A 14,601-nucleotide genomic window follows, 5' to 3' on the forward strand; every position below is an offset into this window, starting at 1 on the left:
ATAAACGGTTTTCCGTTCAGATCAAAAAAGGCCTCGCTGATGAATCTCAGCGAGGCCTTTTTAATACGAGTTTTTTAGATGATTAACGAGTGCAGTCATTAATCATCATTGCTCATTCAATAATCTGTCTTACCAGAATACGTCTCGACGTTTTGCTCGAGCAATAATATTGTCTGGCATTCTCTGTTCCAGACCGCTACGAAGCACAGTGATACGTCTGTGTTGTCTTTGATCTGCGGTTACCGAGTTATACAACCAACGGTAAGCATCTTCATAATCCAATGGGCTACCGTAGTCACGTAACAAGAGTTCCGCTAAGTGAATGCTCGCACTTAAGTTGCCCATAGAGGCCGCTTCACGTAGATACGGAATCGCACGCTCTTGATCTTGTTGTACCAAAGTACCACGAGAGTAATAACGACCTAACTGCTCTAATGCAGCGGGTAAACCTTGATGTGCCGCGTTTTCCATATAGTAAAGGCCAAGCTCTACATCTTGTGGAACACACACACCCCAAGCCAACATATCACCGTATAAAAACTCATAAGAAGGCAAGCTAATACGCGTTGCACGAGCAACGATATCTTCAACTAATTGGCACTTATCAGCTTTCACTCGCTCTAGATGTTGATTATTTTCGATTAAATTAATCAGTTCAGCTTCTGTATATATTGGAACGGGCTCTCCCACATCAGCCAAATTAGCATGACTCAAGGGTGAGCTCAGCGCCATTATTAATGAAGCTGCCACAATTCGTAGCTTCATACCTGCACTCTATTATCTGTCGCTAAAGTTATCTATTGAGGGGTGCAGAGGATTTCTACACGCACAAAACAGGGTGAACTTCACTTTCCATGATATCTGTATCGGCAATAACCCCGACGGCTTTAGACAAAACTTGCCGCTAATGGGCAATATTTTGCCTGATGACGCTTAAAAGATCACCATCAAAGAGTGAACGGCTAAATTGCAGGTATTAAAAAGCCGACTTAATAAAGTCGGCTTTTAGAAAACTATTTTATTATCAAAGCACTGTTCGTGCCTGGTAATCACTCAGCAGGCATTATGCGCCGTATGGGTGAACCTTGATGATAGTTTCGTTACGATCTGGGCCAGTTGATACGATATCAATTGGAACGCCAGTTAGGTCTTCGATACGCTTGATGTAATCTAGAGCAGCTTGTGGAAGCGCGTCGATAGATTTAGCACCAAATGTGTTTTCAGACCAACCAGGCATTGTTTCGTAGATTGGCGTCGCTTCTTCGAATGACTCAGCAGCCATTGGAGAAACTTCTAGGATAGAACCATCTTTCATCTTGTAACCAGTACAGATTTTTAGTTCTTCTAGGCCATCTAGAACGTCTAGTTTAGTTAGACACATACCAGATAGAGAGTTGATTTGGATTGCACGACGCATAGCAACAGCATCGAACCAACCAGTACGACGTAGACGACCAGTTGTTGCGCCAAACTCGTGACCAACATCGCCTAGGTGTTTACCAACTGGGTCTTGCTTCTCAAGGCCATCGTATAGCTCAGTAGGGAATGGACCTGAACCAACACGAGTACAGTAAGCCTTAGTAATACCAAGGATGTAACCGATGTGACGAGGACCGAAACCAGAACCTGCAGCAACACCACCAGCAGTCGTGTTAGAAGACGTTACGTATGGGTAAGTACCGTGGTCGATATCTAGTAGCGTACCTTGAGCACCTTCGAACATGATCTTGTCGCCGCGCTTACGTGCTGCGTCTAGTTCGTCAGTTACGTCGATAACCATCGCAGTTAACATGTCTGCGTAGCTCATCGCTTGCTCAAGAACTTCTTCGTAGCTTACTGTTTCAGCTTTGTAGAAGTGCTCTAGTTGGAAGTTGTGGAATTCCATCACTTCTTTTAGCTTCTCAGCAAATGCTTCTTTATCGAAAAGGTCGCCAACGCGTAGACCGCGACGAGCAACTTTATCTTCGTAAGCAGGACCGATACCACGACCCGTTGTACCGATAGCTTTAGCGCCACGAGCGATTTCACGCGCGTTGTCGATTGCAATGTGGTACGGAAGAATTAGAGGACAAGCTTCAGAGATGAAAAGACGTTCACGTACTGGAATACCGCGATCTTCAAGAGGCTTCATTTCTTTTAGAAGTGCGTCAGGCGATAATACTACACCGTTACCAATAACACATTTAACGTTATTACGTAGGATGCCTGATGGAATTAAGTGAAGAACGGTTTTTTCACCGTCAATTACAAGTGTGTGACCTGCATTGTGACCGCCTTGGTAGCGAACCACGTATTTTGCATCTTCAGTTAAAAGGTCAACGATTTTACCTTTACCTTCATCACCCCATTGGGTGCCTAGAACGACTACGTTATTTCCCATCTTTCCAATTTCTGTTGCTAATTAAAAATGGATTCTAGCACTGAATCACACTTCTTGCAGTCACTTTTTGTTCATAAACGTTAACGCTGTACAAAAATAAACCAGCCATAACTGGGGGAAGATGTGTAAAGATACTGATATCATTGCTTTTTTACAGACAAAAGGCAGAACCATGTCTCAATCAATTTGGCTCGCTATTGGGCTCGTACTTATTGTGGAAGGGCTCGGCCCCTTGATTGCACCCAATGGCTGGAGAAACATGGTCGCGCAACTGAGCGAGCAACCAGACACGCAACTGCGCCGCATTGGAGGCTGTCTTGTGGTCGCTGGCGCCGTTATCGCTTTCATGACCTACCGTTAGTTTCTATAAGTACTAATCTGTTTATAAGTACCACTCTGTTAAGCGCCTTCCCTCGCGCCCCAATAGTGAATCCACAAACATGTCTCCTCCTGAAAGAAGTCATAGAAAACAAAAAGGCTCCCACAATGGGAGCCTTTTAAGTTTTAACGTATTTTGCTTATTAAGCTAAGCATTCGCTAACGCATCAGCTTATTTTGCTGGAGCGCCGCTTGCTTGATTCATGTATTGGAAGAAGTCAGTCTTCGGATCCAGTACTAGAATGTCGCTCTTATCGCTAAATGATGTCTCATAAGCTTGCAATGAACGCATGAAGCCGTAGAACTCAGGATCTTTGCTGAACGCATCAGAGTAGATCTTCGCTGCTTCTGCATCCGCATCACCACGAGTGATTCGAGCTGTACGGTCAGCTTCAGCAAGAACTGTTGCCACTTCTAGCTCAGCTTGAGCACGGATAACTTCCGCTTTCTCACGACCTTGAGAACGGTGTCTACGAGCAACCGATTCACGTTCTGCACGCATACGGCGGTAGATAGATTCACTGATTTCGTCAGGAAGGTTAATCTTCTTCATACGAAAATCAACAACTTCAACACCTAAATCAGCCATCGCACTTTCTGCCGTTCCAGACAAAACGTTTTCCATGATCTTATCGCGTTCGCCATCAACTTCTAGTGCTTCTGCAGCCGCTACCGTTGTGACGACTTCGCTATCAGCAGAGTCTGGCAGGATGTCCTTGTTGCGAGGGCCTGACACGATCTGCTTAATTTCACGAGAACCAATTTCAGAACGAAGAACATCTGTCACTTTACGCTCAAGAAGTGCTTCTGCCGTCATGATATTACCGCCACCGGTACTCAGATAGAAACGTCCAAAATCAGCAATACGCCATTTTGCGTAAGTATCAATTAGAACGTCTTTTTTCTCTGATGTTACGAAACGGTCAGAACGGCCATCCATCGTTTGAATACGAGCATCAAGTACTTTTACGCGATCAAACATCGGTAGTTTAAAGTGCAGACCTGGTTCATAGATTCGTGATACGCCGTTGTCATCGAGAACTCGACCAAAACGAATTACCATGCCACGCTCACCTTCTTGAATCACAAACACTGACATCAATAGAAGGGCAATCGTCACAACTAATACAGGGATCATTAATTTACGCATTATTAGTATCTCCCTTGGCGTGAACTGTCTGAACGAGTTTGAGTGCTAGGCTTTGGATCCGCTTGAGTTTCTAACTCAATTTGATCGTAAGTTGATGATGCTTTTGCAGGGCGAGAGCCCGACTGAGAACCACCTTGTGCGCCTAGCTTATCAATTGGTAGGTATAGCAAGTTACCGCTTGATTCAGAATCAATCAGGACTTTCGATGTGCTTGAGTACACTTTTTCCATTGTATCTAGGTACATACGGTTACGTGTTACTTCAGGAGCAGCTTGGTATTCAGGTAGCAGTTTCTCGAATTGAGCAACTTGACCTAGAGCACCATTAACTGTGCGCTCTGAGTAACCCACCGCTTCTTTCTTCAAACGCTCAGCACGACCTGTTGCTTTTGGAAGAATGTCATTTCGGTAAGCTTCAGCTTCACGTTCAAAACGCTCTTCATCCTCACGAGCCGCGATAGCATCATCAAATGCATCTTTCACTTGCTCAGGTGGACGTGCTGACTGGAAGTTCACATCAACAATCAGAATACCCATATCGTAGCTATCAATAATACGGTTCAACGTTTCTTGAGTGCTTTGACGAATCTGCTGACGACCACTTGTCAGGATACTATCCATTAGTGAGTCACCAATTACCGCACGAAGCGCGGAATCGGTTGCTTGACGTAAACTGTCGTCTGCATTCGTTACACGATACAAGTACTTGTATGGGTCAGAAACACGGTATTGAACACCCATTTCAACGGTCACAACGTTTTCATCTTTCGTTAGCATCGTGCCAGCAGCACGTAGAGAACGAATAGCTTGAACGTTTACTAGTTGCTCATCACTGATTTCATCGATGAAGCGTGGGTGCCAGTTAAGACCAGGTTCTTCGATACGGTCGAACTGACCCAGTCGAAGTACTACTGCTCTTTCTGCTTCGCCAACGGTGTAGAAACCAGCGAAGAACCAGATAGCAATAGCAATAACGGCAATGACACCAAAGCCAATTGCACCGCCACCACCAATAGATGGTCCGTTGCCGTTGCTACCTTTTTTACCAAACTTGCCACCTAACTTTTGACTTAGTTTATTAAACACTTCGTCTAGATCTGGCGGTCCTTGATCTCGGCCGCCGCGATTATTTTTATTACCCCAAGGGTCATTATCGCGGCCGTTATTATCGCCGTTGTTGTTATTTCCAGGCTCATTCCACGCCATTAGAAAGCTCCATCATTTGATATGACGTTATACTGTAGCAGTCTCTTTGGTAACGATAAAGTCACCTAAGAGCGCCCCTTCTCTTTTTTCAAGTTTAGACCAATCTATTTGTTGCATTCGGATATCTATCAACAAGTTACCATTTTCATCATACTCTTCCTGTTGAATACATTTCATCTCGAAGAATAAGCTGCGAATACGGCCCTGATGTTGATGTGGAATACACAACCGGAATTGAACCATCTGGCTAGCTAAACGCTCAGTTAAAGCTTCAAACAGCAGTTCAATACCTTCTCCTTCCATTGCAGAAACCCAAACAGCGCGAGGTGCGCCCTCTTCGTCTCTTTCAATTCGAGGTTTTTGGTCTTCCATGCAGTCAATTTTGTTCATGACTACAAGGGTTGGCACTTCATGAGCATCGATTTCTTCTAATACTTCATGAACAGCCTGAATGTTCTCACGAAAACGGTCATCACTGGCATCAACAACATGTAACAAAATGTCAGCTTCCTGCGTCTCTTGTAATGTTGCCTTGAACGCAGCGACCAAGTCGTGTGGTAGATGACGGATAAAACCTACGGTATCTGCGAGAATTGCAGGCCCGACATCTGCCAAATCAATCTTACGTAGTGTTGGGTCTAGGGTTGCAAACAGTTGGTCTGCCGCATAAACACCAGCACTTGTGATGCGATTGAAAAGTGTTGATTTCCCTGCGTTGGTATAACCAACCAAAGAAATTGTTGGGATTTCAGCTCGATTACGAGCACGTCGTCCTTGTTCACGCTGCTTAGCCACTTTCGCTAAACGACGTAATATCGCTTTTATACGGTCACGCAACAAACGTCGATCGGTTTCCAGTTGAGTTTCACCTGGACCACGAAGACCAATACCACCTTTCTGCCTTTCAAGGTGAGTCCAACCACGAATCAATCGAGTAGAGATATGACGAAGCTGAGCGAGCTCAACTTGTAGCTTACCTTCATGAGTTCGCGCACGTTGTGCAAAGATATCTAAGATCAAACCCGTGCGATCAATCACACGACATTTACACAATTGCTCGAGGTTCCGCTCTTGGGCAGGAGAGAGGGAGTGGTTAAAAATCACAATTTCAGCACCGGTCAGCTGAACAGCTTGTGCGATTTCTAGGGCTTTACCTTCTCCAACGTAGTATTTAGGGAGTGGGGATTGTCGGCTACCAGTAATCACTTGTAGCGTTTCTACCCCCGCTGAGGAGACCAGCATTTCACATTCGCTTAGATCTTCCCATTCTCCCTCTTGCGTGAAGTTGATATGAACAAGTACGGCTCGCTCGCCGGATTCATAACGGTCAAACAAGCAACCAACTCCTTATTACAGCGCAAGCTGCACAAATTGAACGATTAATCTTCAGTCTTCTCTGGACGATCAGATGGCGTGCGTTGCTCGCCGCTGTGGTGACTAACTGCGCGAGCAGGTACCACAGTAGAAATCGCATGCTTGTAAACCATTTGGTTTACTGTGTTCTTCAATAAGATCACGAATTGATCGAAAGACTCGATCTGACCTTGCAGCTTAATGCCGTTAACAAGATAGATAGAGACTGGAATGCGCTCACGACGGAGTGCATTTAGGAATGGGTCTTGTAGCGATTGCCCCTTAGCCATTTTATTTTCCTTATTTGTATTTTGTTGTAATTATTTAGCTAGTGGTGCACAAAAAGGTGCGGCCTTTGCATCTGAGCTAAATGAATAAAAAAACTCCGTTGTTATTGAAAGGCTGTGATTTTTAAAAGCCTCAATAACGGATCCTTTCCAGAGTATATTCACGCAAAAGCGATCACATTATACACAGCAATACTAATCAGATGCTATTGCATCTGAAAGAGTTTCTAACGCTTGATCAATGTTTTCGCTATCTAACCAAGTTAAATCATCCCAACTGCGCAACCAGGTGATTTGTCGCTTGGCCAACTGACGGGTTGCACAGACACCACGGAAAACCGCTTCGTCTAAATCACAATTACCGTCTAAATAATCCCACATCTGCCTATAACCAACGCATCGGATCGATGGCAGTTCAGGGTGAAGATCTTCTCTGGCGTACAACGCCTTCATTTCATCTTCAAATCCCGCTTCTATCATCTTCTCGAAACGCAGCTCAATGCGGCGATGGAGTTCAGTCCTTTCCTTGGGAGCTATTGCAAATTGTTTTACACGAAATGGCAGGCTATCGCCTTTCGTTTGAGTTAGCTCTGTTAATGTTTTACCCGAAATTCGGTAAACTTCCAATGCCCTTGAAAGCCTTTGTGGATCATTTGGGTGTATTCTTTCAGCGGATACGGGATCTATCTCTCTTAATTGATCGTGCAATGCCTGCCAACCCTGTTCAATAGATTCCGCTTCAATCTTCTTACGAATCTCTTGATCCGCTGCTGGTAATGGCGATAAACCTTCCAACAATGCTTTGTAGTACAGCATTGTGCCACCAACAAGTAGCGGGATTTTGCCTTCCGCTACAATCTTATTCATTTCATTGATCGCATCACGACGAAAATCTGCCGCAGAATACGCTTCGCTTGGATCCAAAATATCAATCAAGCGATGAGGCGCGAGCTCAAGCTCTTCCGCATCCGGTTTAGCGGTACCAATATCCATGTCTTTGTAGATCAATGCCGAATCGACGCTGATGATCTCTACAGGGTATTTCTGACGTAAGCGGATAGCTAAATCTGTTTTTCCTGACGCCGTTGGGCCCATTAAAAACAACGCTAAAGGTAATTTTTCAGTCATGATATTTTGTATTTGCTTCTCTGTTTTAGCGCTTTTTAGCAAAGGGCTTTGTGTCGCGACGTATTCAGCTAAAAAGACAAAGGTCGTCGCGAAAAAATTAAACCGTAAACGCGGCTATAGTCGCTGAAAAGTCGATAGGATTAACAAACTCTGGATCATCTAATGGAAGTAGACCATGCCAAAGTTGTTCTAGTTCCCCAACTAGTTGAACCGCTTCAGATAAAGTGTAGTCGCTTTTTACTTGTGCGGTTTGAATCCCGATCCAGTTGACCAATGATGGCAATAGGTCGTTAGAAACATTAGCCGAGTGTTTATCAACAATCTGAGCGTTTAATGAAGCCGCGTAAGATAACAGATCTGGGATCAAAATTTGTAAGTTTTGCTGCCTTAAAGGAGAAGGCACGCCCATCACCATTACCGCCTCGCTGTTTCGCGCCTTAAGCTCAATCCCCAGTAATGCCAGAGTTTGACTCAGCGCCTTAGCAACTTCGACAAGTTCACTACCCAGCTTAATCGATAAAGGCACCAATAACGGTTGGCTTTTTAACGCGCCACCTCGAGTATCAAGCTGACCAACAACACGTAATAATTCAGCCTTAGCTAAGGAAACCAAAACACAGCCATTCTTGTTGCCCATTACCAGATACTGACGTTCAACAACCGAGACCGCTTTGCCTAAGTCCGTCACAGGTGCTCTTGGTTTTGAATGAACCAGGTTCTGTTGAGCAGGCTTAGCTTCTTTATTTTCTCTGGTTTCTACTGGTGCCACATGCTCTTGAGAAGATGAAGGCTGTACAACTTGATCATCAAAATCAGGCGTTTTCAGAAGCTCTTTATAGGCTTTCACTTCTCGCTTAGAGGGCGCGGGTTCACCATGATGTTGGTGTGGCTCTTTCTCTTTTTTAGGTTCAGGTCGAGACTCTATCCACTCTTGGCGAGAGGAAGCGGTAAAACTGCTGTCACTAGTAGCCGAGCTTCGGCCAGCAGATGAACTTGGACTGGTTGATGAGCTTGGGCTAATTGATGAAACATAATGTCGCCCACCATCATTAACGCTGTGTTGAGGCTTATCAAAAGCGTGCTCTGATTCTGCTTTTCTCGGGTAGGCAGGCGTTTGCTCAATAGCGTGTCGCACCCTATCCGAAACTTGGGTTTGATCCGAACTGCTAAGCATTACGCTTTCTGGCTCAGCGAAACTTGCAACACCATCAACTGCAGAGCTCGTACTATCTTGCTGATGATGAATCACTTCTGACTGATGAAAAGCCGACTGATTGATTGGTGCAGCATCGATCTGCTTGCTCTGTGCTAAACCATCACTCAATGCTTGGTAAATAAAGTCATGCACAAGGCGCGCTTGATGAAAACGCACTTCATGTTTTGCAGGGTGGACATTCACGTCCACCTGATGTGGGTCGAGTTCAATGAACAACACATACGTCGCGAATTGGTCTGGACGCAGGCTGGTTTCGTAGCTTTGACGAATCGCATGGTTGATCAGCTTGTCACGCATCATACGACCATTCACATAGCAGTATTGCAGGTCGCTTTGCTGTCTGGCCCCTTCAGGCGTGGTGATCCAGCCATGAAGTTTTAGGCCTTGATGCTCAAGTTCGATCTTAAGCATATGACGAACAAAAGGATTGCCACATACCGCAGCGATTCGCTTTTCTGCTTGAACTTGTGTTTTTGCAGCGCGGTACTGACGAATCATCTTGCCGTTATGACGAAGGTTGATCGTCACATCAAAACGACTCAATGCGATGCGTTTAAGCAACTCATCAATATGGGTGAATTCAGTTTTCTCGGTGCGTAAGAATTTGCGGCGCGCTGGTGTATTGAAGAACAGATCCAACACCTCAACCGAAGTACCAATTGGGTGTGCTGCTGGCTGCAGTTTTACCTGCATATCACGACCTTCACTGTGTGCTGCCCAAGCTTGATCTTGAGTGGCAGGGCGTGAAGTCATGGTCAAGCGCGCAACCGAGCTAATACTCGCCAGCGCTTCACCACGGAAACCGAGGCTGACGATCGCCTCTAGGTCATCAAGAGTGTGGATTTTGGAGGTAGCATGACGACTCAGTGCCAAGGCAAGCTCATCTTTTACGATGCCTTTACCATTGTCACGAACGCGGATCATCTTGGCGCCACCTTTCTCGATATCAATATCGATACGTGTCGCACCAGAATCCAAACTGTTCTCAACCAACTCTTTTACAACAGAAGCGGGTCTTTCTACCACCTCACCCGCTGCGATTTGGTTAGCTAACCGAGCTGGCAGTATTTTGATCGTCATATTTATAGCTACCTTACTGCCATTGATGGAAACGCTGCTACGTTTGCACTAGTTCTTATTTTTTATCATTGATATACCTGAAGCTGTTTAGCATTCCCAAGACTACTTGTGAGGAATAATCAACACTTGGCCGATAGCTAGACTGTCAGATCTTAGCTTATTCGCTTGGCGAATGCTGTTGACGCTCACGCCGTATTTCGAAGCTATCTTGCCAAGGTAATCACCTCTTGCAACTTTGTGTTTGCGCAGAGGAACATCTTTAACTTCAACCGTAATACGTAACTTTTGGCCTACTCTCACCGTCTCTGATTTCAAACGGTTCTCACGTTTAATATCAGCCACCGACACTTTATAGCGGCTGGCGATCTTACCTAGGTACTCTCCAGACTTAACCGTGTGAGTGATGGTCTTCGTTTTAACCGCACTGCTTGATGATGAAGTTGAAGCACTGCCTGGAATCTTAAGTACTTGGCCAATTGCTAGGCTGCTCGATTTCAGATTGTTGAACTTCATCAACGTCTGTGTCGACGTACCATACTTGCTCGCAATCACAGACAAAGACTCACCACGAGAGACTTTATGTTGGCTCACGCTGCCCGTTGATGACGTTGCGTTAGACAAGATAATCCCTTCAGGCGGGTTAGCCTTCAAATACTTAACCACCGCTTTAGTCACTGCTCGTGCCAATTTATCTTGGTGCGAACGTTGGAAAAGAAGCTTCTCTTCCGTCGGATTCGAAATAAAACCTGTCTCTACCAGTACTGATGGGATCTGTGGTGAACGTAATACTGCTAAGCTGGTGTTAATCGGCTTGCTATTGTGCAGTTTCGCAACCTTACCCATTTCAGACAGAATTGCCGTTGCCAGTTTGTAGCCCTCTTTTTGAGAGTGGCTAAACTGCAAATCAAGCAGGGTTTGGTTTACGTTCTTATCATCAATATTGCTTGTGAACGCTGCACCGCTACCACCAAGCAATTCAGACTGTTTCTCTTTATTCTCAATCCAACGAGAGATCTCTGTATTTGCGCGTCGAGTGTTCAATACAAACACTGAACCACCTCTTGGTTGAGGCGTCGTAAAGGCGTCGGCGTGAATAGAGATCAACAGGTGAGCTTCATTCTCTCGAGCAATCGCAACACGTCGATTCAGGTTCACAAAGTAATCAGCATTACGAGTCATACGAGTTTTGATCCCCGGGACCGCATTCAGTTGAGCTGCTAACTTCTTAGAAATACTCAGAGTCGCGTCTTTTTCGTATTTACGCGTAGGACCAATCGAACCTGGGTCTTCACCACCGTGGCCAGGATCAATCACAATTAGAATATCTTTCTGGCGCTTAACCTGATTAATGTTCTTACTTACCGTTGGCTTACTCGGTGTCGATGTCGCTTTACTTGCCGCACCATGAGGTAAGTCGATCACCAAACGGTGTCCATACTGACCACCTGGGGTCGGGCTCAGTTTGAATAATTCTGCTTTAGACGACTTCTTTAACTCAAAAACCAAGCGATAGGTGTTTTTGTCTGGCGGTGAGCTCTTACGAATCTTAGATAGAACAGGGCTGTCTTTCACCTCGACCGGTAACTTAGTCGCAAGACTGGTATTTTTTAAATCAACCACTAAGCGACTCGGGCTACTCAGGGTGAAATAGCTAAAGTCCGCTTCTGATTTTAAGTCGATAACCACACGAGTTCCTTCTGGAGAAGGCCAAATCCTTAAACTTTTCAGTGAGTTTGCAGAAACAAGTGAAGAAAACAGTATAGAAAAAACAGCAGCCATCATGGCCACTGTTGAAATAAGGCGTTTAGAAATCAACATAACTCCAACTGACTAAGTAAGCGCTGTCCGTATTCACTATTAGCGGTTAAAGAAACAATACGGTGATCGTCTTGGTAACGAATATCAATATCCAAATCGGCTTCTGGTAGCATCCCATAACCTTTCTCAGGCCATTCAACCAAACAGATAGCATCCGGAGTAAAGTAGTCACGAATTCCCATAAACTCTAACTCTTCAGGATCGGCTAGGCGATAAAGGTCAAAGTGGTACACCTGCCAATCTACAAGTTGATAAGGTTCAACTAGAGTATACGTTGGGCTCTTTACATTTCCTTGATGGCCAAGTGCTTTTACAAAGCCACGACTGAAAGTCGTTTTACCTGCGCCAAGATCACCATGCAGATAAATAGTCGTCTGCTGTGAGCAAAGATTCGAAAGCTCCGTTCCTAATTGAATCGTTGCTTGTTCATCTTTCAAAGTAAATTGTTTCGTGCTCATGAATACGTTCTCTAAAAATCGATCGTTGACTATATAAAAATCAAAAGAACAAGAATAGTAAACCGTGATGCTTTTGGGAGACAAGCACTCAAGTGTAAGTTCTATGAAAAATACTGCTCAAAACGCGTCTGTTCTGGTCAACACCACTAAGATCCGTTAAGATCCGCCCCCATTTTTGCCGAACCTAATTTTAATTAGCCTTATCTCTAATTGTAAAACAGAGAAAATAAGAAATAAGCCATGAATCTAGACCATCTTGCTGAAAAAATTAAAATCTGGGGAAAAGAGCTGGGCTTTCAAAAAGTTGGCATCTGCGATGTTGATTTAAGTGAACACGAAGCCCCTCTTCAAGCATGGCTAGATGCAGGCAACCACGGCGAAATGGATTGGATGGCTCGACATGGGATGATGCGTGCACGTCCTGATGAACTTCACCCAGGCACAATTCGAGTGATCAGCGCTCGAATGAACTACCTACCACCAGAAGCTCAGTTCGCCTCTAACCTAAGCGATACCACTCAAGGCTACATCAGCCGCTATTCTTTAGGCCGCGACTATCACAAATTGTTCCGTAACCAGTTGAAAAAGCTAGGACAAAGAATTGAAAAAGAGGTCGAGGGTTTAGACTCACGCCCTTTCGTCGATTCAGCGCCCATTTTGGAAAGACCACTCGCTCAAAAAGCAGGGTTGGGCTGGACAGGTAAACACTCATTAATTCTTGATAAAGACGCTGGCTCTTGGTTCTTTCTAGGGGAGCTGTTAGTTAACATCCCTCTTCCCACGGATGAACCCAGTGTTGATGAGTGCGGCAAATGCACCGCATGTATCACTTCTTGCCCAACGGGTGCCATTATTGCTGATGGCGTGGTTGATGCGCGCAAATGTATTTCGTACTTAACCATTGAATATGATGGTGTGATCCCTGAAGAGTATAGAGATGCCATTGGTAACCGTATCTACGGTTGCGATGATTGTCAGTTAGTTTGCCCGTGGAATCGTCATGCCGAACTCACAGAGCAAACAGACTTTCACCGCAGAGAAGATTTCCAAGAAGCCGATCTGGTTTCACTTTCAAGTTGGGACGAAGCAACCTTCCTAAAGAAAATGGAAGGCTCAGCAATCAGACGTATCGGCCACACCCAGTGGTTACGCAATATCTTTGTTGCGATGGGCAATGCACCATTTCAACAACGCATTATTGAAACCCTGGAGTCTCATCAAGGCAAAAACGAAATGCTTGATGTGCATATTGAGTGGGCTTTGAATAAACAACTACAGCAGTTACCCAACGCTAGCAGTGTGCAAGAAGATAGCTCTACGCAGAAAAATAGCTGTGTGCAAAAAAGTAACAGCAAAATCTCCACCAAAAAGCACAGACTGATACGTATAGTAGAGAAAGGACTACCAAGAGACGCCTAGCCCTTTTGGTATCAACGATTGACAGCGACACCCACATCGATAGTCCAATATTTAAGACAACTCGTTGCACATAATTTTAGAACAATGTTTGACCTTGTTCTCAATTCTAACAATGTGGAAAAAATTCAGAACTCTCGTAAACTTCCGACACCCGAGCAAAGTTAAACACAGTACCGATAAATGATTAAGATCAAAAAACAACAAGTTAACGATCTTTTATTAAATCCAAGATAGGCATCCAACTTGATAAAAAACAACAAGTTACGATCGCTGCAATTCATCTAATATATTGAAAACAAGAAAGATCTTTTAGGGATAGGTAAAGAATTAAGACTGAAATAACTTTATCAACCAAGTTATCCACACCTAACATTTTGTGGATAAGTCTGTTTATAGATGTGAAAAACCTCAAGTATCTGCTTCAGAGACCTGATGTTTACTAGCATTCCAGTTGCTAAGAAAAATTTAAGACAAAAAAATATCCACCATGATGGAGGATTATTTGCTTTTTGGGGGGATTATGCTTCGCAGCATTAAAGAAAGAGCGTGACCTTTGTGGTCGCCTTTAAACACAGAGGTTTAAAGTACTTATTAGCTTTTTTAGAAGAAAGCTGGAGCGATACATCGGGTTCGAACCGATGACCTCAACCTTGGCAAGGTTGCGCTCTACCAACTGAGCTAGTATCGCATAAGTTAACCGCTATCGCGTTTAACTGTAATGTGGTTGCG

12 protein-coding genes and 1 tRNA gene are annotated in these 14,601 nt (G+C 44.5%); 2 read left to right on the forward strand and 11 right to left on the reverse strand.

From position 1 onward, the window contains the following. Positions 1-129 precede the first annotated feature (129 nt). Both motX and AB4351_RS20080 read right to left on the reverse strand, forming a co-directional pair. A complete protein-coding gene (motX, locus tag AB4351_RS20075; RefSeq protein ID WP_017063177.1) occupies positions 130-765 on the reverse strand; it encodes a flagellar protein MotX in 636 nt (211 codons plus the stop codon). Positions 766-1,063: 298 nt separating this feature from the next. Beyond that, a complete protein-coding gene (locus tag AB4351_RS20080) occupies positions 1,064-2,380 on the reverse strand; it encodes an adenylosuccinate synthase (RefSeq protein ID WP_010434108.1) in 1,317 nt (438 codons plus the stop codon). Positions 2,381-2,552: 172 nt separating this feature from the next. Between AB4351_RS20080 and AB4351_RS20085 the strand changes: the two genes are divergently transcribed. Then, positions 2,553-2,741 (forward strand): DUF2065 domain-containing protein, encoded by a 189-nt coding sequence (locus tag AB4351_RS20085; RefSeq protein ID WP_010434105.1) that lies wholly within the window; start codon positions 2,553-2,555, stop codon positions 2,739-2,741. Positions 2,742-2,930: 189 nt separating this feature from the next. On the opposite strand, the gene hflC is transcribed toward AB4351_RS20085, so the two are convergent. The 8 genes from hflC to tsaE form a co-directional block, all read right to left on the reverse strand. Beyond that, on the reverse strand, positions 2,931-3,908 hold the full coding sequence (gene hflC / locus AB4351_RS20090) for a protease modulator HflC (RefSeq protein WP_017059930.1): 978 nt from the start codon (positions 3,906-3,908) through the stop codon (positions 2,931-2,933). A gap of 2 nt (positions 3,909-3,910) precedes the next feature. Continuing rightward, entirely contained in the window at positions 3,911-5,113 is a 1,203-nt protein-coding gene (gene hflK, locus AB4351_RS20095; RefSeq protein ID WP_102398016.1) for an FtsH protease activity modulator HflK, read from the reverse strand. 27 nt (positions 5,114-5,140) lie between these two features. Beyond that, a complete protein-coding gene (gene hflX, locus AB4351_RS20100) occupies positions 5,141-6,448 on the reverse strand; it encodes a ribosome rescue GTPase HflX (protein ID WP_017059928.1) in 1,308 nt (435 codons plus the stop codon). A 44-nt stretch (positions 6,449-6,492) separates the two neighbouring features. Continuing rightward, positions 6,493-6,756: an RNA chaperone Hfq gene (gene hfq / locus AB4351_RS20105; protein WP_017059927.1), complete on the reverse strand. Its 264-nt coding sequence runs from the start codon at positions 6,754-6,756 to the stop codon at positions 6,493-6,495. A 192-nt stretch (positions 6,757-6,948) separates the two neighbouring features. Further along, on the reverse strand, positions 6,949-7,881 hold the full coding sequence (miaA, locus tag AB4351_RS20110) for a tRNA (adenosine(37)-N6)-dimethylallyltransferase MiaA (RefSeq protein ID WP_372089619.1): 933 nt from the start codon (positions 7,879-7,881) through the stop codon (positions 6,949-6,951). 97 nt (positions 7,882-7,978) lie between these two features. Next, complete coding sequence (gene mutL, locus AB4351_RS20115) at positions 7,979-10,177, reverse strand: DNA mismatch repair endonuclease MutL (protein ID WP_372126959.1); 2,199 nt, start codon at positions 10,175-10,177, stop codon at positions 7,979-7,981. A 102-nt stretch (positions 10,178-10,279) separates the two neighbouring features. Continuing rightward, positions 10,280-11,995, reverse strand: a complete 1,716-nt coding sequence (locus AB4351_RS20120) for an N-acetylmuramoyl-L-alanine amidase (protein WP_372126961.1) — start codon at positions 11,993-11,995, stop codon at positions 10,280-10,282. Further along, positions 11,989-12,453 (reverse strand): tRNA (adenosine(37)-N6)-threonylcarbamoyltransferase complex ATPase subunit type 1 TsaE, encoded by a 465-nt coding sequence (gene tsaE, locus AB4351_RS20125; protein ID WP_102561785.1) that lies wholly within the window; start codon positions 12,451-12,453, stop codon positions 11,989-11,991. The genes AB4351_RS20120 and tsaE overlap by 7 nt, the downstream gene beginning before the upstream one ends. A gap of 240 nt (positions 12,454-12,693) precedes the next feature. Between tsaE and queG the strand changes: the two genes are divergently transcribed. Next, entirely contained in the window at positions 12,694-13,872 is a 1,179-nt protein-coding gene (gene queG / locus AB4351_RS20130) for a tRNA epoxyqueuosine(34) reductase QueG (RefSeq protein ID WP_017059922.1), read from the forward strand. Between the two features lie 612 nt (positions 13,873-14,484). On the opposite strand, the gene AB4351_RS20135 is transcribed toward queG, so the two are convergent. Beyond that, positions 14,485-14,560 (reverse strand) — tRNA-Gly (locus tag AB4351_RS20135). Positions 14,561-14,601 lie beyond the last annotated feature (41 nt).

The organism is Vibrio sp. 10N.261.51.F11 (genome assembly GCF_041471665.1).
In the GTDB taxonomy this organism is placed as follows: domain Bacteria; phylum Pseudomonadota; class Gammaproteobacteria; order Enterobacterales; family Vibrionaceae; genus Vibrio; species Vibrio crassostreae_C.